Below are 18,040 nucleotides of genomic sequence, written 5' to 3' on the forward strand. Positions count from 1 at the left end.
GATTTGGGGTCTAAGGGCAACAGGTGCAAGGGAGGGAATGGGGGTCAGGGGCCAACCTCAACAATTGACGCAAATTTGCTTGCCGGATTCTTGCTGACCCGAAGAACTAAGTTTTAACCGAAAGTGATCAAGTTACGCTTGGTCATTTATGAATTCATTGCCCACTGCCAATAAGGGATTATTTTGATGATCGACTACAGCTGGGCCATGAGCATTATTTTTATTAGCTTTGGCCTAATTTGCATGCTCAATTTTGAAGGCAGTATTCCCAATAGGGGACTATTTTTTCTGGCTATTTGCATGCCCATTATTGGATAATGGTCCGGAATGACGGTCGCAAACTTGGCTGCGCATGCGCAGGCCGGCCTTGTGGCAATGGCGTTAGGCTTTTTGTTTTTCACGTTCGTAATTCAAAGTGTAGGCTTAGCCAAATCAGCAATGGTTATCGCACTCTGGTTGCCTACTAACTACATCTTTACCAAGGCTTACATGCTAGTTCTCATTGGCACGGGCATGTTCACTATCGCAGTATTCATAGCAAAAATTAACCCGAACCTGCCTAACCCATTATCCAAACACTTCACAGCGATTTTATTTATATGTGCGGGATTGCTGGTTTCACCCCATCTCACATTAAATGTCGGCTATTGAAGCAATCGATTATCATCGTATTCGCACAGCAAGCAATTTTTGCACCTGAAGTCAAAATTCCTGAAGTATTTATTCTTCGAAAAATACCATTTTTGAAGTTAGTGGATTCGGGAAATACAGCACTTTATTCCCTCACCCCAACCGATCCTTCTCCGCGATATGCTCGCCAGTCCAGCGCCCATAGCGCCAGGGGAGATACCAGCGGGCATCTTGGGGCAGTTGGTCGGGGATCGGATCATAGCCGTCTGCGCCCCACGGGTTACAGCGCAGGATACGGGAAAGGCCCAGCCAGCCTCCGCGCCACAGGCCAAAGCGTTTGAGCGCGTCGGCGGTATATTCCGAACAGCTCGGCGCATAGCGGCAGGTCCGCCCCATGAACAGCGACAAGGAATGCCGGTAGACCCAGATCAGACCAAGCCCAATGCGCGCCGGGATGGACGCGGCAGCAATGTCGGACTTTGATTTTTCAGGTGGGCACACGATCTTGGCTGTTCACTCTTGAAGTTACTGCTCTTGGTCTTCCCTACCCCAGCCCATTCGCCATTCCTAGTCCAACTTGAGCAGATGGCATGAGGGTGTGTTGGTGATCATCGGGACATGCGGTCGTGCATCTCCTGAACATCCTTTGGCCATTGGGCCTTGATGAAGGAGAGAACCGCGAGGATTTCCCCGTCATGTAAGATGCCTTCAAAAGCTGGCATGGACAGCACAGGGTCATCGGACAAAAGAGCAGCGGCGGAGCCATATTTCGTGATGCGAAACAACAGCTCTTCAGAATGGTGCCAAGTGTGGCCGGTCTGATCATGCGGCGGGGCGGGCAATTGTCCGTTTTCATCTGGCGTTTGCCAGTTCGCAGCACCTTGCAGATTGTCCCCGTGGCAGGAAGCGCAGTTGTCCGCATAAACTTGGCTGCCCATCGCAACCACCTCCGGGTTATTCGGCGCAAACAGAAATTCGGACGTCGTGGGGTCAAAACCGATACCAGTTTTTGGATCAGCCATAAGCCACAATCCAGCGCCGACGAGCCCGACAATCCCGAGAACAAAAAAGCTAAGTAAAGTGATGGTTCTTCTGGGCATATCAGCCTTCGCAAGGTCCACAGTCTCGGAAACGCTTGGACGCCCCCCCTCGCCCAAGCGTCGTGTTTTTAAAAGACGTCGCTTAGTTCGCGCCGAATTCCATGAAAGGCTGAGGCTTTGCGCCCGACTTACCCGCCAAGGAGAACACGGTGTAACGCGCATCCGGCCTTTCGCCCATGCCAACAGAGCCAGCAGGCATGCCCGGGACGGCTATTCCGCGAATATCAGGCTGATCGTCAAGCATCTTAGAGATCGCCGCCGGTGGCACATGGCCTTCAACCACGTATTTCTTGCCCATTTCGACAACTGCCGTGTGACAACCCTGCATGTCATCTGGAACACCCGCCTGCTGGCGAATTGGAGTCAGGTCTTCCATGTTGTGCACGACAACACGATAGCCCTCCGCCTCCATCCGCTCCGACCAGGCCGTACAGCATCCACACCAAGGCGTTTTGTAGACGGTCATCCGCCCTTTCGAGCCGTTATCGTCGGCCAGTGAGGCACCGGAGATCAGCAACGCAGCAGCGACGAGACCACTGGCAATGGAACGCTTATTTTTCAGCATGTTGCTTTTCCTCAACCATGGACGCGGGGCACTTCTTGCCCATCAAAACATGCAACAAGCCATGCATGAGGACGCAGGAAAGAAACGTGGACGCCAACCAGAGACTATCGGTCGATGTCCATGCGTCCACTCCACCACTTGCAATGAAATAAATTGCTCCGCCCGCCACCATGGCAAGGCAGCAGATCAACATCACGGCGTATGATGCCGTATGACCGCGCATAGGCGCGCCACTTTGATTATCTAAGTTCATACCGAACCTCATCTTCAGTCATCCGAAACGCGGCTGAAGGCCACGCATGAATTTTCAAAAAGATCAGGCTGATATTGGGGGCGGATCGACAGGGCGCGGATTGGCCGGTCGCGCCACACGCACCAAGGTTGGTTCAAGCGCCGACTTCATGGCGTTTAAAGTGATGCTCGGGGCCTCTGAAAGGGCAAGACAAAAGGCTGGGCAGTCCTTTGCGGAGCCATCAGCCGTGTGACCATCCAATAGCGCCTCACAGCAGAGAGGCATCGCAGACATCTCTTCTGCGGGTTCCTCTTCCCCGGTCACTCCGTGGAGAGAGGCTTTGTGAGGGGCCTCAAGCACTGACGAATTCAAATGCGGTATTGTGCTTCCAATCGCGGCCTGCAAGCCGAAAGAAAACACAACCAACAAAATTGTAAATGCAAACCGCATCCAGACCCTGCACCACATCAAGAAAAGTCCACTATGAACTTTCCAGCAGGCGGAAGGTCAAGCGGTGTCACCAAAGGACGCGTTTGGGTCTGTGAAGCGCTGGCTCAGCAGGCTTCTGCTTTCGTTGTCTCACCCGCCTCGATCTGTTCAAGCGCGTCGACGACCGAAAGCAGCTAAAGCCCGCATACACCTAGTTGATCCAACAGCGCCTCATTCTGTGGGGGCAGCACATTAATAGCTGTGTAATGTGTTAAAATAAAAGCCGCTGGCCTGCGCTATTGACTCAAAATCCTTGTTTCTCCGGTGATCCCGGCCAAACCGTGTTTTAGGTACAGTTCGATCTCTTCTGCTGGCACGTTTTCTTTTTGCATCCTCATTGCGCCAGCATGGAGAGAGTCAATTTGGTGCGCAGCTGTCATTGTCGGAATGTCCTGCCTGAATTCACCTGTTATCTTGCAATTATCTATCCAGGTCGCAAAGCTTTCCAAAAAGTGAGTGCGCAACCAATCCAGGACTTTCATTGTTTCGGGTCCCATTTTGTCTCGTTGCATGCGCATGTTGACAAACAAACAGCTTTTCGGGATGCCCAGAGCGTCTCTGTCTTGCATCAGGAAAGTGATAATATCCATCGACGTATCGGTGAGCGGTTTCTTGCAACGGAGAAGACCGAGAAACGGATCAACGGCTATTTTTTGATAGGTTTGCAGGGCTGCTGCTTTAAGGCCGTCGTCATTGCCAAATTCGCGGTACACACCGGGTTTAGATACCTGAAGTGCCTTACTGATGTCACTTATAGACACTTGGGAAGCTCCTTGCTCCCAGTACTTAATCATCGCAACATTCAAGACTTCGTCCCGGATCAAGGTCTTAGGTCTGCCACGGGATTTTTCGCCTAATTTCATTTTCGTACTTCTAGGTATTTTATTATTGATTTTTGAATTTCGTACCTATAGTTACGAAAATCAAATGACGACTTCCAGCTAAATGTTACGAGACCTCCAAATGCCAAATGATCCTCTTGGTTTCTTTGCCAGAATGAATGCGATTAGCTTGATGCTAATCACTCCGGAGTACTACCGGGTTAGACGATTACGCTCGGCAAAAGCCTCTGAAATTGATTACGAGGATTCGCAGTTCCAAATGCGCACAGAGCGTATGGAGCTTGACGGGCTCAATGTTCGCTTTGCTCAAAGCCGGAAGGAAAATCGCCCGACCGTATTGTTCCTCAGCCCTCTGCCTCAGAGCATTCTTTGCTACAATGCGGTATGGGCGCAGTTGGAAGAAGAGTCAGACCTCATCGCTGTTGATCTTCCGGGGTTTGGCGGCAGCGACGGCAACTCCAACCATATGTTATTCGCAGCACAAAGCGCATTTCTTGAAAAGTTCATCGATGCGTTGGGTCTGTCAAATGTGCATATTGTTGCGCCCGACATCGCCATGCCAATAGCAATGCACTACGCAATTCATCGAGAACACAAAGCAAAAAGCCTGCTAATCGGCGATGGTCCTGGGATATTGCCATCTGCAGACGGAAGTCTGATCAGAAAGATTGTCTACTCTGGTTTTTGGCGCACAATGGTGAGAATAAACGGCGCAAAAACCTTCCTCGCTGGCGCATTACAACTAGGATATTTGCATTACCGGCCGACAAAAAATGAACTTGACGACTATGTGAGCTCATATCTGGGCCGGATCGGCCAGATTACACAACACTTCAAACAATATCCCGAGGGCTGTCAGGATCTGACGGCGAACATAAAAAACCTAAAAGTGCCAGTGCAAGTATTCTGGGCGGATGAAGACGCTTTTTTGAAGGTTGAGAACGCTCATCAATTGCATGATTGTTTATCTAACAGCACCCTGCATGTGTTCCAAAATTGTGGCCATTTTTGCTATCAAGATAAAAGCACTGAGTTTGCAGATTTAGTACGTAAATGGATCGCAGACTAGGAGCGGAAACAATTGCTTGTTGGGCTAGGCCAACTTGGTCCACTCCAGCTGAATAATGTCGAGCCGCTTCTGGAACATTCGGCTTTGGTTGGTGAGTGCGCGCTCAAAGGCGCGGGCTCAGCAGGCTTTTGCTTCTGCGTCAGCTGTTTGCCCCGCCTCGATCTGTTCAAGCGCGTCGACAACGGCATCGAAGGTTAGAAGCGTTGAGGCGTGGCGGGCCTTATAGTCGCGCACCGGCTCCAGAAATTTCAGGTCTTCAAACCGGCCTGTCGGCGGTTCGCCGCCTTCTTTCAGCATGGCCCGCATTTTCTGGCGCACCTCGCGCAACTCGTCCGGGGTCGCACCAATCACATTTTGAGCCATGATGGACGAGGCCGCTTGGCCAAGCGCGCAGGCTTTCACATCATGTGCAAAGTCCTGCACCACTCCGTTAGCCATGGCGAGATCCACCACAACTGTTGAACCACACAGCTTGGAATGAGCCTTCGCAGAAGCCTGCGGATTGTCGAGACGGCCCGTGCGCGGGATGTTTCCGGCAAACTCCAGAATCTTGCTGTTGTAAATATCGTCCAGCATTCTCGCCTCTTTGTGACTTACAGTGAGCAACCAACCAATTGCGGTTCACGCCTTACATCTTATATAGATTGGCATTGGCGGAAAATCCGCAAGTGGAAGTTCGGTCGCAAATATATTACCCAACGTCGCGTTGTTGGCATTATAAAAGGCTCCTTACTCCGAAATTGAGGTGGCATGCAATTGACACGGAAACAATGCCGAAACTATTCCCGCCCATGATGATCCGCACACCTCCGGATGGCGTATGACGAATAAAGATACAAAAGCAGCAGCGAGAATCCCGATGGACGCAGTTCTGAAATCGGTAGGAAAAACTTTCGAGCGCAAATCTCCCGACAAATTGTCTCGCCCCTCGCGCGCCGAGGCCGAAGCCGCCGTGCGCACTCTGCTCGCCTGGACTGGGGATGACCCCGAGCGCGAAGGCCTGCTGGATACGCCCAAACGCGTCGCCAAGGCATTCGAACAGCTCTATGCGGGCTATTTTGAAGATGCATCTGAGCATCTTGAGCGCACGTTTGATGATGTTGGCGGATACCAAGACATCGTTCTGGTGCGCGGCATTCCGTTCCATTCCCATTGTGAACACCACATGCTGCCCTTCATCGGCGAAGCACATATCGCCTATTACCCGGCTGAAGGCGTCGTTGGCCTGTCCAAGCTCGCAAGGGTCGTGGACATCTACGCAAAACGGCTTCAAACGCAGGAAAACTTGACGTCAGAGATTGTATCGGCGATTGACGATGCGCTCGCACCGCGCGGGTTGGCGGTGATGCTTGAGGCAGAGCATCAGTGCATGACCATGCGGGGCGTTCAAAAGCCCGGTGTTTCTACAATCACCACCCAGTTTACAGGCGTATTTCAGGATGATCCGGCCGAACAGGCCAAATTCATGACCCTGTTGCGCGGCGGAGCCAGATAAGCTCCGCTTTTGCGAGGAGCTGACTGCATGTGCTCAACCACTTTTGCAGACCGTGGGTCGAAGGCTGAGATCGAAACCGGCTCAGCCTTCATGCCAAAATTCGATTCCGATGGCCTTATTGTAGCTGTTGTTACCGACGCGGACACCGATCAAGTGCTGATGGTCGGCTACATGAACGCAGAAGCACTCCATCGCACAATTGAAACCGGTGAGGCCTGGTACTGGAGCCGTTCCCGGAAAGGCTTCTGGAAAAAAGGCGAAACCTCAGGCCAGGTGCAAAAGGTTCAAGCCATTCTGACCGACTGCGATCAGGATGCGCTCGTGGTCAAAGTCCGCGTAGAAGGCAACGGCGCGACATGCCACGTCGGCTACAAATCCTGTTTCTTTAGAAAAGTCTCCAAAGCGGACGATGGCAGTGTGTCCCTCGTCCATGACGGTGGAGACCGGGTTTACGATCCGGAAGAGGTCTACGGAAAATCCTAAAATAAAGGCGCGCGGCATCTCTTTAGATGCCGCGGCTAACTTAATGCGCGACTTTTTCTCTCAGGTCATGGAGATGTAGCTGCGCATTTGCTCGGCTTCCATTTCGGCCTGTGCAATCTTGAATTTCACCACATCCCCGATCGAGATAACCCCAGTCACCTTGCCATCATCCGTCACCGGAACGTGGCGGAAGCGCCCGGCGCTCATTTTCGCCATCACAGCGTTTACACTGTCAGCATCGGTGCAGGTGACAACCGATTTGGTCATGACTTCTGACACAGGCTTTTCCAATGCAGTCGGACCGCTGGTACCAATTGCCTTCACAATGTCCCGTTCGGAAATGATGCCCTCAATGTGCCCGGCGTCATCCGCGATCACGATTGCACCGATCTTGTGCTCAGCCAAGGTCGTGCAAATGTCGCTCAGCAACGTCGTGCTTTTTTCGGTAATGACGTCATGGCCCTTCGTGCTCAAGATAGAGGCAACATTCATCGGCTTCATCCTCCCAAATCAGGACGGATCAACTCAACTGATCCATTCCCTGCATCATGACAACAAACGTTGGGTCAACGCAACCAAGCTGTTTCGCCGAATTGCCAAATAAGGTTTGGCCGCAGAAAACCCGTCTTGCGCCTTAGGGTCAGGACCCTAAAACCTGCGCTGAGGCACAGGGTCGAAGAACGGAAACAACAGGAGACCGGCAACAAACCCGCCAATATGCGCCTGCCAGGCAACTGATGCCCCACCAGCCCCTGCCCCGCCAAGACCAAACACCAGATTGAGACCAAACCAGATTGCGATGAAAACAAGAACCTGCTGATTGGAGAGGCTCTGCTTCAGCGAAACAGCGGGCACCATATACGCCCCCGCATCCGCCCGCCGGAACGCACCGAGCGGACCGCCGAGTTCAAAAATGAACCGCAATGCTGCGGCCATATGCCCTGACACAATGGCAGAGGCCCCAATCACCGGGGCAGAACTTCCAAAATTGGTGGCAAGATGAGCTGCAGCCCCTGCCACAGCGTACAAGGCAGAGATCCCCAAAAAGCGCTTAGTTCCGAAACGGCGCGCCAGGGCTCCGCCGAAGATCGCCATCCAGAGCAAATTGAAAACAATATGCATCGTACTGCCGTGAAGCAGCGAATAGGTCACAAAACTCCAGATGTCCGCAGCCAGACCGCCCGGAACTTCCCCAGAGGCAAAAACTTCCGGGACATATCGGACCGGCCAAAAGGCGAAATACAAAAGCACCTGATTGTCAATTGACACAGGTAGCAAGAACGTTCGCACAATATGGATCGCCGCCATAATCCCTGCGAGCCAGACAACCACATCCGGAAGGTTCAACAACGGCGGGCGTTCAGACTTCGGCGGTTCAGGTGGGGTGAAATTGTAAACGTTCATTCCGGCTCCTCGCGCTTACATCTGATGTACGACATTTGGCCAAACAGACAAGCAGCAAGGCGCATGAAATTGCCAAGAAGGTGAACACGGCAACCAGAGCCAAGGTCCAATGCTCGAGCATAACCCGTTGGTCCAAAAGAAAAAGCACCAGATACCCCGTTGGACATCCGGTGCTTTCATAGCCCCCTGTTACGTCGCGTCCCCACTCTACCCAAGAGACATCCAGCCACGAAGACACAAAATTCTTCACAAGCTTCAGGCTTTTTCAACAGCGCCTGAGCCGTAACATTTATTTAACGTGCCAAAACCATTCCCATGTTGCAAGATTTACCTCTTGTTAACCTTAATCGATCCGGAACGGGGCATTATTCGCGCAAATGAGCCAATTGGCACGCCCCCTGCTTAGTAAGGCCTGTAAACCAAGGGCAGTGATGCACTGTCCCAAATTTAGACAAAAGGTGCACCAAATTGGGTAAGGGGCACCAACGAGTGGGGCGAAAGAGATGAAAAACGGCGTAACACAAACACTTTATTCCTATTGGGATGAACTGCGCGGTGTCCGCCCGGCTCCAAACCGCAGTGAAATCGATCCAGGTCAAATCCGTGGCCTGCTCGGTGACACCTTTATTCTGGAGTCCAACTCCCCTCACGAAGCCAGATACCGCCTCGCTGGAACGCGCCTGTGTTCGACACATTGCCGCGAACTAAAGGGCAGAAATTTCCTCCGTGGTTGGAACGAAAAGGATCGCGAAGCGCTGGAAAGCCTGCTCGCAGCCGTTCGTGAAGATGCTGCGGCGGCCGTCATCGGTGTCGCCGGCCATACAGAGCGCAAGCAGCAAATCTCCATGGAAATGCTTCTGCTGCCATTGAACGTACCAGGTGAAGGCCGCGTTCGTATCCTTGGCTGCTGCACGCCGATGGAGCGTCCTTATTGGCTCGGCCTGCATCCCATTTTGAGCCAGTCCATCAACAGCCTTCGCCTTGTTTGGCCGGATGAGCGTCCGTTCTTTGTGGAACAGTCTGACCGGGTTCCAAACCCGATCATGCCGCGTTTCAAGGTGGAAGACATGCCAATCCCGCCTTCATCCCTTCCGCAAGGTGCGGAACGCAAGGTCGGTCACTTGACCGTTTACTCCGGTGGAAAGGCCTAAAACGCGGATAAACTGCCGTTAGGGCGGCGCGCCTTACACTTCATTAACCGTAGTTGTTTAATGATTCTGGATGTTGAGTGATATTAGTTTCATCCTGAACTTAGACAACGCGGTTCGCCGCTCTCATAGGTAGAATGGGCATGGATGCCGAACTGGCAACAGCTACGCAAGCACCCAGAACACTGCAGGCGCTAGACAAGCGTCGGCACCAACGCGTAAAGGTAAACATCCTTGGTCGCTATATGCTGGAAGATCGGCGGGAGTACCCCTGCCAGGTGATCGACATGTCTCCCGGCGGTATGGCTCTGATTGCGCCTGTGTCTGGCCAGGTTGGCGAGCGCATCGTGGCATACCTTGATCAGATGAGCCGGGTTGAGGGAAAAATCACCCGAACATTTGATGGCGGCTTTGCTGTCGAACTTCGCAATTCTGTCCGGAAACGGGACAAGATTGCCAGCATTCTGACTTGGCTGGCCAACAAGGAAGCTCTCGACCTTCCCGAAGATCGTCGTCACGACCGCTTTATTCCAAAGAACACCCTCACGCGCATCAAGCTCCCTGACGGGACCGAGCACACCTGCCGCATTTCAGATTTGTCGCTCTCCGGCGCAGCCATCAGTACGGATTTGGATGTGGAAGCCGGGGATGCCATCGAGATCGGCAAAATGAGTGCCCGCGTTGTACGCCGTATTGAAGGCGGCATCGCTGTTGAATTCGGTGAGGTTCAAAACCGCGACCTGCTGGAGCGGACAATCACGGTCGACCCGAAAGAGCTGAAGTCCTGACCTGATACATCAGCCCATCGGAAGTTTGCAAGCCGCTGCCCCGCAGCGGCTTTTTTGTGTTTTGCACCGCCAGTTCAGCTTTTCTGCGACCAATTGAACGCCCAAACAGGGTGTTGCAAATTTTTTTATCTTTTTTTTCGCGCATTTTCGCCGCGCGTCTCCACCTCACTATTCAGAACCTTACGTCATAATATCAAAATACTTGGCATGCACCGCACGCCTCCATTTCCCTCTTTATCCATATTTTTCAGATGGATACAGAGACTCATTAGAATTTTATACGATATTGCCGCAAGTTTTCTTCAAAAGAAGAATGCAATTTATTCAAAACAATACTCAATTTAATTAAAGTATAAATCAAAGTATAACGCCAGTTTTATCTGAGCAGAAAAAGAAGAATGACATCGTTAGGCCAGCCTTGGGGAGGGCGTTACGATGAAAACTTCAAAACTACTATCTTTCGCTGTTGTTGTAGGTGGTCTTGCTTTTGGATGGACTGCTAGCGCTGAAGCCTCACCAACACGTTTCATGGAAATGAATTCTGCAACCTCGGCACCGATCGGTCACAAGCAATTCTGCTCTGACAACCGGTCAGCCTGTCGCGGCTCCACATCAAATCCGGTGGTCGTGCGCCTTAGCAAAGAGCTGTGGCAGCAACTGATCGACGTGAACAACCGGGTCAATCGGCGAATCCGGCCTATGACGGATGTCGCCTATTTTGGCCGCGAGGAATATTGGACCTATCCGGTCAACGGCATAGGCGATTGCGAAGAGTATGTGCTGGAGAAACAGCGCATCCTGATGGAAGCCGGATGGCCGAAAAGCGCCCTGCTCATCACGGTTGCCAAAGACATCAAGAATGCAGGTCATGCAGTTCTGACGGTCCGAACAGATCAGGGCGACATGATCCTGGACAACCAGATCGAAGCGGTTCTGCCTTGGTATGCCACGCCTTACCGCTACATCAAGCGCCAGTCACCGAAGGCTCCGGCCAAATGGACAGGCATTTCCGACACACGGGCAACCACGGTCAGCAGCCTGACCAACTAAATCGAACGAAACATGGATGGGTAGGGCCTTTCAGGTCCATGGAACGATCCGGTCGCGTCCCCACCCTCCCCATCCCTACCACGACCGGATCCAGGGAGCCGATCTGCCCCCGCATGATTGGCTCCCGCCTCTTTTAAAAACTGCACCTCCAAACACCTTGGGCCACGCTTCTGCTCCTCACTTGGTTGCAGCCAGCGTGGCCTTTTTTTCATATTGTGATTTTAAACGACCCTTAGGGTCAGGACACCAGCGACACCAAACTGCGCAATCAGAATTTGAGAGAGAAGACGATGACACAGGACGTCTGGATCAGCAGTGTTGGCAGTAACCACCAATTGTTCGACAAGCCAGGAATACGTGAGAAGTATTTCGGTCAAGACTGGGCGCACCCGACCTTTATTTTCGGGGCAACAACTGATGAGCAGATGCAGTATTTCTATCGTTATAGAAGGGCAGATAAGTTAAAACGCGAAGAACTTCTAGAAGCGGCCTATGTCTTCGATGAAAAACGCTGGTCTAAGGTCAAAGACCTATTTGCCCTTGAAGGCTTTTACGCAGTCAAAGGCAAATTGGCCGAAATCCTCAAGCAATTCGATCTGGGGGGAACAGACTTGGTCGAGTTTCCGATCTATCAGGCGGACAAGACCACACAGCTGCCCGGCCCATACTATTTCCTGAATTTGGGGTCTCGAAAGGACAGTTTTCTGATCGAGAAGACAAATGGCGCTCGTCTCCTAGGCCGACACGCCCAGACAGGGGAAGAGGTTTGGGGCGGTCCTATGGTTCCCAAGGATGGTGATGTCGCTGTGTCTTCAGCTGCGCTTGAAGGCGCGGACCTTTGGGTTGAACCAAAGTACACCGGCAAAATTTTCATCAGCGGTCCCCTTCATGACGCCATCGAGGCCGCGCGTCTCAAGATCGATTTTCGTTTCACAAAAGCTCGCATTGTTGAGGAGTAAGGTGGCCGAAATTATATCTCCCGCACCGAATTTTTGATGGAGCTGCTTAGATGCCGTGGTTGATAGCCCCCCCCGTGCCGCGTTGTGTATTTTTGCCGATGGTGAAAAGGAAACGGATGCCGTTATCGAGCAACTAAGCACGGCTTTGCAGCGCGAGCAGAAGTTATGGCTCGTCCAAGAGATCTCTCTTCGAACAGGATTTGCATTCCCAGTGCCCGATATGGTGCACAAGCTTTACCTTACGAAAGAATTGAAAGGCGAAGCCGACTTCATCCAAGGTGGTGGAAACTGGACCATATCCGATCGTGTTGTTGAAGCAATCGAAGATCTTGAACCGGGGGTACACCGCTATTGGCCGGTAGATGTCTTTAATAAGGATGGCAGTCTTGCCGGGCGCTGGTGGTTCTTGAACATCTGCAACCGGCTGGACACGCTCGATCTGGAAAAATCAAAGGTCAAGGGAAAGCTGAAAGAGCCATACGGTTTCCTCGTGCCGGATTTCATCTTTTCGCTGAACTATGAACCTCTCCCAAACGGCCCTGAGCTGTTGGTCTGCCGCAGGGACGCTATCAAGAATCATGCAGTTTGGTGCGAATACCGGCTGCAAAACAGCACTTTTATTTCAAACACTCTGAAGGAGCGTCTAGACGCTTTCGACCCGCCCCTGACCGGCATCGGTTTTGAACTGCAAACCGGCCTTTCGTGATCAGGAAACCTCTTCCAGGTCCTCGGCAAAGCGCTTCCAGTTCGCCACATAGCCCGCGGCCGACTTGGTAATGCCCTCTGCTGCCGGCGGTCCCAGCTCTTTCACCACTTTGCCCGGTACGCCGACAACGAGGGAATTGTCGGGAATGACCTTGCCTTCCGCCACAAGCGCATTGGCTCCGATGATGCAGTTGGAGCCGATGACTGCGCCATTGAGAATGGTTGCGCCCATGCCCACCAGCGAATTGTCACCAATGGTGCAGCCATGCAGGATGGCCTGATGGCCAATGGTGCAGTCCGCACCAATGGTCAGCGGATAGCCCATATCCGTGTGGCAGACTGCGCCGTCCTGCACGTTGGAGCGCTCTCCAACATGGATCAGCTCATTATCGCCCCGCAGAACAGCGCCGAACCAGACGCTTGCCTCCCGGTCCAGTTTCACCTTGCCGATGACACTGGCATTGGGGGCGACCCAACATGCGCCCTCACCCGGCGTTTCGGGTGATATGTTGCCAAGCTTGTAAAGAGCCACAGTCCGTCCTTCCCTATCGCAGAAACTCAGGCCAGGGTCAGGCCAAAGAGTGCGCCAGCCCGAGGGCCACCTGCACCACAAGAAGCCCGGAGCACAGGCTCCACATGCCTGCGATGGTTGACGAGGCAACCAACCAGCCGAGGGGGCGATTTTCAATCCTGCGACCGCGAATAGCATTGCGCATGATGATGAACGGACCGGCAAAGAGCACCATAAAAATGCCACTGACGATGCCGGTGAGGCTTTCAATTGAAAAATTAAAACGGGGCGGTTCTTTGGTCAGAAGTTGGTAGAGGCTGCCCAAAACACCGGCAGCGACAAAGCCCGCGCACGCGATATACACCGCTAGTATAAGCTCAAACACAACCCATTAACCCCCTGTTAACCTTTCACAGCCGAAGCTGAAACAGAATTCGTACTGGGTCAACAGCAATTTGCGTGCCGTTTTCTGATCCTGCGTTAACTGGTTGGAATGTCTAAAAATTCGACCGGTCAAAATTACGGATCATCCCGATCTGGGACGGTATGTGCCGGGACAGGACGCCAAAGTGAGACACTTGGCGAAAAGTCCCCGGTTGAAGGCAAATGAATGGACTACTACACGCTGCCAGATGCCACAGGAATAAAGCCAAGGCACTTCCACGCCTTGCTGTGGGGTTTGTGCGGCCTGGCTGTCCTCTATACCAGCCATCTTGCTGTGGAAATTGTTGTCGCTGTCTCAAACAGCCCTGCCCGTCAAGTGGCAGAAGCTCCTGATCAGTATCAGCTGGGTGGGCACACACTGTCGGTTCCCGAGCCTTACCTGAAGACGTCAGACTACAGCTTCTTTGAGCGTTCAGGCACCAGCAGCGCGCGCCAACGACTGGAACTGGCGGTTGTCTGGCCAACAATGACGCCAGCTTCACACACCCGCTCGGCGCAAATGTCACTCGGCAACGGCTCCAACCTTGTTCATCTCGATATCAAGCACGAGAAACTGGTCGAGAGCTTGAGTGAGCAAATTGAGCCCATGTTCCAACGGCTTGCCACAACCCCTGCCATTAAAGGGCCAGCTGGGCTGAATGTCCTGACGCTGTCACCATCAGCGGGAATGGAACAGGACGAAATCATCTATGAAAGCCAATCCTCCGGCCATTATGCAGCCCGCTGCAAAAAGCCCAAGGGGTCGACACAGGCCATTTGCGAACGCTCATTTGAAGTCGGCGGCGAGTTGACAGTTACCTATCAGTTTGAAAAGCCCCTGCTGGCCAATTGGGGCCGTCTGGAGCGCCGCACGCGTGAACTGGTAGAGGCTGCCATCCTGCAAAGCGAAAAGCCGGTCGCTACAATGAAAAAGGCCTCCCCGACCGGATAAGTGTCGGAAAGGCCTTTGGCATTTCAGAAAACCTGAGCGGCCGTTCTTAGCCTTCGTCTTCCAGATCAAATTCCAGAATGGCCATCTGGAAGTTCCAGCTCAAATCATCATCTTCGTCATCCCGGTAGATCACGCCGATGAATTCGTCACCGATATAAACTTCCGCGCTGTCGTCCTTCTTCGGACGCGCACGCACCTGCAAAGCTTGAAGGTCAAACTTCTTTTTGAGGTAAGCTTCAAGTTTCTTGATTTCTTCAGGGTTCACCGGGCGTCTCCTGCTAAATTTCGACTATCTCGGCTGCGGACCCTACACCAATCAGCCCTCTTGCCAAGAGTTGCGTTCAGCTTTCCCCGTGTTCCTTTGCCGCGTCTCCGCACAAAAGCTGGTTCATGCTGCGCGATGGTTCCGGACACCCGGCCTGCCCCACAACCTTGGCCGGCACACCTGCAACAGTGGAGTTGGGCGGCACGTCCTGAAGGACCACGGACCCGGCCGCAATCCGCGAGCAATGGCCGATTTCCAGATTGCCCAGCACATTGGCCCCGGCCCCGATCAACACGCCATGGCGAATTTTCGGGTGGCGGTCCCCATCTTCCTTGCCCGTGCCGCCAAGCGTCACACCTTGCAAGATCGACACATCATCTTCAATCACCGCAGTACCGCCAATGACCAGCCCGGTTCCATGGTCGATAAAGATCCCGCGCCCGACCGGAACCGCCGGATGAATGTCGATCTGGAACACTTCCGAAGCCCGGCTCTGGATATAAAACGCGAAATCCTCACGCCCCTGCCGCCACAGCCAGTTGGCCAGACGGTGGGTCTGCAATGCATGGAAACCTTTGAAGTAAAGCACTGGCTCCAGATAACGGAAGCAGGCCGGATCGCGGTCATAAACGGCGACGATATCAACCCGCAGGATCTCGCTCAGTTCCGGCTCAACCGCCAGAGCTTCCATATAGGTCTGACGGATCAGCGAGGCTGACACGATATCCCGGCCAAGCCGCTGACCCAACCGATGGATCACGGCCTCTTCTAGCGTCTCGTGATTGAGAACCGTCTCATAAACAAAGGAGGACAGCGCAGGCTCTTCCACCACCATGGCCTGAGCCTCTTCCCTCAGCTGGCGCCAGACCGGATCATGCAATGCAATTTTCGCGGCGCTCTGCTGCGGTGTCGTATTCGACATGGCTTGTCTCCTTTTTCAAGCCCTATAACACATCCCCCAAAACATAGGGTGGATTGCGGCTAATTCCAAAGTCAAACTTGCTCTAACGGTCAAGCTTTGCTTTCCATACTCGGAAAAATACGCACATTCTTTTAAGGCAGGCCCAACGCATGACAGACCAAGCAGCGCTCCAAACGGCTCCCCTCGTCTCTATTCGCAAAGAGGTCGACGGGAGCATTGGCTGGCTGATCGTCGACAATGAGCCGAAGAAAAACGCGCTTTCGCTGGCCATGTGGCAGGCGGTGCCAGAGGCAGTCAACCAACTTTCCGGTGATCCCGCCATACGTATGATCGTCTTAAGAGGTGTGGGAAGCGAGAGCTTTGTGGCTGGCGCTGACATTTCCGAATTTGAAGCCACCCGCTCAACTGCGGAAAAAGCAAAGACCTATGACAAAATCAACGTGGCAGCTTGCGAGGCGCTGAAAGCAGCAGAAAAGCCGACACTCGCCATGATCCGTGGGCACTGCCTCGGCGGCGGCCTTGCCCTGGCCCTCGCCTGCGATATGCGGATCTCCGCTGACGGTGCGCAATTCGGCATTCCAGCTGCGCGCCTTGGCCTTGCCTATCCGCTGGGGCTGGTTGCCGATGCCCTGCGGGCTGTTCCCGCCTCGACTGCCAAACGCCTGATCTTCACCGCCGAGCGCCTTGGCAGCGAAGAGGCCCTGCGCCTCGGCCTGATAGACGAGCTGGTGGCCGAAACTGAACTGGAAGCCCGCACACGCGCGCTGGCGAAAACCATCTCTGCCAACGCTCCCCTTACCTTGCGCGCCGCCAAGATCGCCATCAACGCCCTGTCTGAAGGCGCATCTCCGGAAAGTCGGGCCGCCGCTCAATCCGCCGCTGACACCTGCTTCGACAGCGCCGACTTTATCGAAGGCCGCACCGCGTTTTTGGAAAAACGAACGCCGGTATTTGAGGGGAAATAGCCCTCCAACCGTCTCGGCAGACGAGCCGACTGCGAGTGATGATGAAAAACGGATAGACATATCCTCTGCCGTCCCGGCCTACGAGCCGGGACCTCCCAGCCCCCAACAACAAGGCCCCGGATCAGGTCCGGGGCGGCGCAAGTCTGCATAATTCGCCGCTTCGTCATGCCATGGCTTAGACCATGGGCTCCATTGCAGTTTTTTTACGTAACCCGCATTGGAGCACGGTTTTCGACCTCAGAGGTTATTTCTTGGAGCAAGGCACGCACAGCTTCATTTCGACTTTTTGGATTTGAGCGTGCGAAATAGGAAATGGAGGGCGGCTTTGGGAAAACGCCCTCAACAACCTCCAAGTCGGAGGAAATGTGTAGTCCATTCATCAGTGACACACCAAGCCCAGCACGCGTTGCAGCTAAAATGCCAGATACACTTGGGCACTCAAATACAGTTTCGAACTGATGTCCAAACTCGGAGCCATCCGATTCTACCCAATGTTTGTAGAAGCAATTCTCGTCAAAGGCCAGAAACGGCACGCTTAAACGCGGCTTCAACAACAGATCATGCGACTTGATCCAGTGCAGCCGATCCTCAAAGAGCACAACATCATCGGCGCGCACCTCTTTCTTCAGTACCTGCAAAACCGCAATATCAATTTCGCCAGCAGAGAGCCAATGAGACAACGTCAAGCTCTGGCTGATCCGCGTACTGACGTTTGTATCGGGGTGCAAACGGGTAAACCGTCCAAGAATACGCGCGACATCACCGCCCGTTGTATCCTCCGTCATGCCCAATCGGATAGTTCCCGATAGGGGTTTCTTTCCAAGTGCAGCCAGAGCTTCATCGTGCAAATCCAAAATTCGGCGGCCATAGTTCAACAAACGAGTGCCAGCCTCAGTGAACAACGGACCACCTGCTCGGCGGGCTAAGAGTTCGCATTGTAGTACCTTTTCCAAACGCTTTATTTTGTGACTCACAGCAGGTTGCGACAGTGCCAGATGCTCAGCTGCACGTGTCACTCCACCATGGGCTGATACCAACCGTCA

Annotated in this window: 26 protein-coding genes; 12 read left to right on the top strand and 14 right to left on the bottom strand. The window is 53.3% G+C overall.

What is annotated here, in order from left to right:
• Positions 1–327 precede the first annotated feature (327 nt).
• Positions 328–651, top strand: a complete 324-nt coding sequence (locus TRICHSKD4_RS18495) for a hypothetical protein (protein WP_040617101.1) — start codon at positions 328–330, stop codon at positions 649–651.
• Positions 652–783: 132 nt separating this feature from the next.
• On the opposite strand, the gene yidD is transcribed toward TRICHSKD4_RS18495, so the two are convergent.
• The 4 genes from yidD to TRICHSKD4_RS18515 all read right to left on the bottom strand — a co-directional run bounded on the left by yidD (position 784) and on the right by TRICHSKD4_RS18515 (position 2,548).
• Positions 784–1,131, bottom strand: coding sequence for a membrane protein insertion efficiency factor YidD (gene yidD, locus TRICHSKD4_RS18500; protein ID WP_009468437.1), 348 nt, complete (start codon positions 1,129–1,131; stop codon positions 784–786).
• A 107-nt stretch (positions 1,132–1,238) separates the two neighbouring features.
• On the bottom strand, positions 1,239–1,730 hold the full coding sequence (locus tag TRICHSKD4_RS18505; RefSeq protein WP_040617223.1) for a cytochrome c: 492 nt from the start codon (positions 1,728–1,730) through the stop codon (positions 1,239–1,241).
• Positions 1,731–1,812: 82 nt separating this feature from the next.
• Positions 1,813–2,295 carry a DUF411 domain-containing protein gene (locus TRICHSKD4_RS18510; RefSeq protein WP_009468439.1) on the bottom strand — a complete coding sequence of 161 codons (483 nt, stop codon included), beginning with the start codon at positions 2,293–2,295 and terminating at the stop codon, positions 1,813–1,815.
• Complete coding sequence (locus TRICHSKD4_RS18515) at positions 2,282–2,548, bottom strand: hypothetical protein (protein WP_139052201.1); 267 nt, start codon at positions 2,546–2,548, stop codon at positions 2,282–2,284. The genes TRICHSKD4_RS18510 and TRICHSKD4_RS18515 overlap by 14 nt, the downstream gene beginning before the upstream one ends.
• 46 nt (positions 2,549–2,594) lie before the next feature.
• On the opposite strand from TRICHSKD4_RS18515, the gene TRICHSKD4_RS30340 reads away from it, so the two are divergent.
• Positions 2,595–2,780 carry a hypothetical protein gene (locus tag TRICHSKD4_RS30340; RefSeq protein WP_009468441.1) on the top strand — a complete coding sequence of 62 codons (186 nt, stop codon included), beginning with the start codon at positions 2,595–2,597 and terminating at the stop codon, positions 2,778–2,780.
• A gap of 472 nt (positions 2,781–3,252) precedes the next feature.
• Here the strand turns inward: TRICHSKD4_RS30340 and TRICHSKD4_RS28385 are convergent, their stop codons facing one another.
• Entirely contained in the window at positions 3,253–3,879 is a 627-nt protein-coding gene (locus tag TRICHSKD4_RS28385) for a TetR/AcrR family transcriptional regulator (protein ID WP_050763471.1), read from the bottom strand.
• Between the two features lie 100 nt (positions 3,880–3,979).
• Here TRICHSKD4_RS28385 and TRICHSKD4_RS18530 point away from each other — a divergent pair, with 100 nt between their 5' ends.
• Entirely contained in the window at positions 3,980–4,927 is a 948-nt protein-coding gene (locus TRICHSKD4_RS18530) for an alpha/beta fold hydrolase (RefSeq protein ID WP_009468443.1), read from the top strand.
• Positions 4,928–5,044: 117 nt separating this feature from the next.
• Here the strand turns inward: TRICHSKD4_RS18530 and TRICHSKD4_RS18535 are convergent, their stop codons facing one another.
• The gene (locus tag TRICHSKD4_RS18535) at positions 5,045–5,503 is read right to left on the bottom strand and encodes an iron-sulfur cluster assembly scaffold protein (RefSeq protein ID WP_009468444.1); all 459 of its coding nucleotides are present in this window, start codon (positions 5,501–5,503) and stop codon (positions 5,045–5,047) included.
• A gap of 283 nt (positions 5,504–5,786) precedes the next feature.
• On the opposite strand from TRICHSKD4_RS18535, the gene folE reads away from it, so the two are divergent.
• Positions 5,787–6,422, top strand: coding sequence for a GTP cyclohydrolase I FolE (gene folE, locus TRICHSKD4_RS18540; protein WP_009468445.1), 636 nt, complete (start codon positions 5,787–5,789; stop codon positions 6,420–6,422).
• A gap of 27 nt (positions 6,423–6,449) precedes the next feature.
• Entirely contained in the window at positions 6,450–6,905 is a 456-nt protein-coding gene (hisI, locus tag TRICHSKD4_RS18545; protein WP_009468446.1) for a phosphoribosyl-AMP cyclohydrolase, read from the top strand.
• Positions 6,906–6,965: 60 nt separating this feature from the next.
• Here hisI and TRICHSKD4_RS18550 read toward each other — a convergent pair whose 3' ends face one another.
• Together TRICHSKD4_RS18550 and TRICHSKD4_RS18555 are read right to left on the bottom strand one after the other, a co-directional pair.
• On the bottom strand, positions 6,966–7,397 hold the full coding sequence (locus TRICHSKD4_RS18550) for a CBS domain-containing protein (RefSeq protein WP_009468447.1): 432 nt from the start codon (positions 7,395–7,397) through the stop codon (positions 6,966–6,968).
• A gap of 156 nt (positions 7,398–7,553) precedes the next feature.
• A complete protein-coding gene (locus tag TRICHSKD4_RS18555) occupies positions 7,554–8,309 on the bottom strand; it encodes a rhomboid family intramembrane serine protease (RefSeq protein WP_009468449.1) in 756 nt (251 codons plus the stop codon).
• A gap of 503 nt (positions 8,310–8,812) precedes the next feature.
• Here TRICHSKD4_RS18555 and TRICHSKD4_RS18560 point away from each other — a divergent pair.
• Together TRICHSKD4_RS18560 and TRICHSKD4_RS18565 are read left to right on the top strand one after the other, a co-directional pair.
• Positions 8,813–9,460 (top strand): PAS domain-containing protein, encoded by a 648-nt coding sequence (locus TRICHSKD4_RS18560; protein WP_009468451.1) that lies wholly within the window; start codon positions 8,813–8,815, stop codon positions 9,458–9,460.
• A gap of 134 nt (positions 9,461–9,594) precedes the next feature.
• The gene (locus tag TRICHSKD4_RS18565; RefSeq protein ID WP_009468452.1) at positions 9,595–10,245 is read left to right on the top strand and encodes a PilZ domain-containing protein; all 651 of its coding nucleotides are present in this window, start codon (positions 9,595–9,597) and stop codon (positions 10,243–10,245) included.
• On the opposite strand, the gene TRICHSKD4_RS30885 is transcribed toward TRICHSKD4_RS18565, so the two are convergent.
• Positions 10,214–10,390 (bottom strand): hypothetical protein, encoded by a 177-nt coding sequence (locus TRICHSKD4_RS30885; protein ID WP_009468453.1) that lies wholly within the window; start codon positions 10,388–10,390, stop codon positions 10,214–10,216. The two genes, TRICHSKD4_RS18565 and TRICHSKD4_RS30885, sit on opposite strands and share 32 nt — an antisense overlap.
• Positions 10,391–10,680: 290 nt before the next feature.
• Between TRICHSKD4_RS30885 and TRICHSKD4_RS18570 the strand changes: the two genes are divergently transcribed.
• From TRICHSKD4_RS18570 to TRICHSKD4_RS18580, 3 genes are all read left to right on the top strand, one after another.
• Positions 10,681–11,295: a transglutaminase-like cysteine peptidase gene (locus TRICHSKD4_RS18570; RefSeq protein WP_009468454.1), complete on the top strand. Its 615-nt coding sequence runs from the start codon at positions 10,681–10,683 to the stop codon at positions 11,293–11,295.
• A 290-nt stretch (positions 11,296–11,585) separates the two neighbouring features.
• Positions 11,586–12,254 (top strand): imm11 family protein, encoded by a 669-nt coding sequence (locus TRICHSKD4_RS18575; RefSeq protein WP_009468455.1) that lies wholly within the window; start codon positions 11,586–11,588, stop codon positions 12,252–12,254.
• Between the two features lie 55 nt (positions 12,255–12,309).
• Entirely contained in the window at positions 12,310–12,960 is a 651-nt protein-coding gene (locus TRICHSKD4_RS18580; protein WP_009468456.1) for an imm11 family protein, read from the top strand.
• Here TRICHSKD4_RS18580 and TRICHSKD4_RS18585 read toward each other — a convergent pair whose 3' ends face one another.
• The gene (locus tag TRICHSKD4_RS18585) at positions 12,961–13,491 is read right to left on the bottom strand and encodes a gamma carbonic anhydrase family protein (protein ID WP_009468457.1); all 531 of its coding nucleotides are present in this window, start codon (positions 13,489–13,491) and stop codon (positions 12,961–12,963) included. It abuts the gene before it with no gap.
• A gap of 37 nt (positions 13,492–13,528) precedes the next feature.
• Positions 13,529–13,855 carry a hypothetical protein gene (locus tag TRICHSKD4_RS18590; RefSeq protein ID WP_040617104.1) on the bottom strand — a complete coding sequence of 109 codons (327 nt, stop codon included), beginning with the start codon at positions 13,853–13,855 and terminating at the stop codon, positions 13,529–13,531.
• 225 nt (positions 13,856–14,080) lie between these two features.
• On the opposite strand from TRICHSKD4_RS18590, the gene TRICHSKD4_RS18595 reads away from it, so the two are divergent.
• Entirely contained in the window at positions 14,081–14,845 is a 765-nt protein-coding gene (locus TRICHSKD4_RS18595; RefSeq protein ID WP_009468459.1) for a hypothetical protein, read from the top strand.
• Positions 14,846–14,891: 46 nt separating this feature from the next.
• Here the strand turns inward: TRICHSKD4_RS18595 and TRICHSKD4_RS18600 are convergent, their stop codons facing one another.
• Together TRICHSKD4_RS18600 and cysE are read right to left on the bottom strand one after the other, a co-directional pair.
• Positions 14,892–15,110 carry a DUF3126 family protein gene (locus TRICHSKD4_RS18600; RefSeq protein ID WP_009468460.1) on the bottom strand — a complete coding sequence of 73 codons (219 nt, stop codon included), beginning with the start codon at positions 15,108–15,110 and terminating at the stop codon, positions 14,892–14,894.
• A gap of 76 nt (positions 15,111–15,186) precedes the next feature.
• Positions 15,187–16,032 (bottom strand): serine O-acetyltransferase, encoded by an 846-nt coding sequence (cysE, locus tag TRICHSKD4_RS18605; protein WP_009468461.1) that lies wholly within the window; start codon positions 16,030–16,032, stop codon positions 15,187–15,189.
• 149 nt (positions 16,033–16,181) lie between these two features.
• On the opposite strand from cysE, the gene TRICHSKD4_RS18610 reads away from it, so the two are divergent.
• A complete protein-coding gene (locus tag TRICHSKD4_RS18610) occupies positions 16,182–16,997 on the top strand; it encodes an enoyl-CoA hydratase (RefSeq protein ID WP_009468462.1) in 816 nt (271 codons plus the stop codon).
• Positions 16,998–17,200: 203 nt separating this feature from the next.
• On the opposite strand, the gene TRICHSKD4_RS18615 is transcribed toward TRICHSKD4_RS18610, so the two are convergent.
• The gene (locus TRICHSKD4_RS18615; protein ID WP_009468463.1) at positions 17,201–18,034 is read right to left on the bottom strand and encodes a LysR family transcriptional regulator; all 834 of its coding nucleotides are present in this window, start codon (positions 18,032–18,034) and stop codon (positions 17,201–17,203) included.
• Between the last annotated feature and the right edge of the window lie 6 nt (positions 18,035–18,040).

The sequence above is a fragment of the Roseibium sp. TrichSKD4 genome (genome assembly GCF_000148725.1).
In the GTDB taxonomy this organism is placed as follows: Bacteria; Pseudomonadota; Alphaproteobacteria; order Rhizobiales; family Stappiaceae; genus Roseibium.

Bases quoted from the DNA above. Each gene is read 5' to 3' on its own strand.
- TRICHSKD4_RS18555 (WP_009468449.1), bottom strand. From the start codon at position 8,309: ATGAACGTTTACAATTTCACCCCACCTGAACCGCCGAAGTCTGAACGC.
- cysE (WP_009468461.1), bottom strand. From the start codon at position 16,032: ATGTCGAATACGACACCGCAGCAGAGCGCCGCGAAAATTGCATTGCAT.
- TRICHSKD4_RS28385 (WP_050763471.1), bottom strand. From the start codon at position 3,879: ATGAAATTAGGCGAAAAATCCCGTGGCAGACCTAAGACCTTGATCCGG.
- TRICHSKD4_RS30885 (WP_009468453.1), bottom strand. From the start codon at position 10,390: ATGCGCGAAAAAAAAGATAAAAAAATTTGCAACACCCTGTTTGGGCGT.
- TRICHSKD4_RS18575 (WP_009468455.1), top strand. From the start codon at position 11,586: ATGACACAGGACGTCTGGATCAGCAGTGTTGGCAGTAACCACCAATTG.
- TRICHSKD4_RS18535 (WP_009468444.1), bottom strand. From the start codon at position 5,503: ATGCTGGACGATATTTACAACAGCAAGATTCTGGAGTTTGCCGGAAAC.
- TRICHSKD4_RS18505 (WP_040617223.1), bottom strand. From the start codon at position 1,730: ATGCCCAGAAGAACCATCACTTTACTTAGCTTTTTTGTTCTCGGGATT.
- TRICHSKD4_RS18610 (WP_009468462.1), top strand. From the start codon at position 16,182: ATGACAGACCAAGCAGCGCTCCAAACGGCTCCCCTCGTCTCTATTCGC.
- TRICHSKD4_RS18550 (WP_009468447.1), bottom strand. From the start codon at position 7,397: ATGAATGTTGCCTCTATCTTGAGCACGAAGGGCCATGACGTCATTACC.
- hisI (WP_009468446.1), top strand. From the start codon at position 6,450: ATGTGCTCAACCACTTTTGCAGACCGTGGGTCGAAGGCTGAGATCGAA.
- TRICHSKD4_RS18560 (WP_009468451.1), top strand. From the start codon at position 8,813: ATGAAAAACGGCGTAACACAAACACTTTATTCCTATTGGGATGAACTG.
- TRICHSKD4_RS18495 (WP_040617101.1), top strand. From the start codon at position 328: ATGACGGTCGCAAACTTGGCTGCGCATGCGCAGGCCGGCCTTGTGGCA.
- TRICHSKD4_RS18515 (WP_139052201.1), bottom strand. From the start codon at position 2,548: ATGAACTTAGATAATCAAAGTGGCGCGCCTATGCGCGGTCATACGGCA.
- folE (WP_009468445.1), top strand. From the start codon at position 5,787: ATGGACGCAGTTCTGAAATCGGTAGGAAAAACTTTCGAGCGCAAATCT.
- TRICHSKD4_RS30340 (WP_009468441.1), top strand. From the start codon at position 2,595: ATGAATTTTCAAAAAGATCAGGCTGATATTGGGGGCGGATCGACAGGG.
- TRICHSKD4_RS18595 (WP_009468459.1), top strand. From the start codon at position 14,081: ATGGACTACTACACGCTGCCAGATGCCACAGGAATAAAGCCAAGGCAC.
- TRICHSKD4_RS18530 (WP_009468443.1), top strand. From the start codon at position 3,980: ATGCCAAATGATCCTCTTGGTTTCTTTGCCAGAATGAATGCGATTAGC.
- TRICHSKD4_RS18570 (WP_009468454.1), top strand. From the start codon at position 10,681: ATGAAAACTTCAAAACTACTATCTTTCGCTGTTGTTGTAGGTGGTCTT.
- TRICHSKD4_RS18565 (WP_009468452.1), top strand. From the start codon at position 9,595: ATGGGCATGGATGCCGAACTGGCAACAGCTACGCAAGCACCCAGAACA.
- TRICHSKD4_RS18510 (WP_009468439.1), bottom strand. From the start codon at position 2,295: ATGCTGAAAAATAAGCGTTCCATTGCCAGTGGTCTCGTCGCTGCTGCG.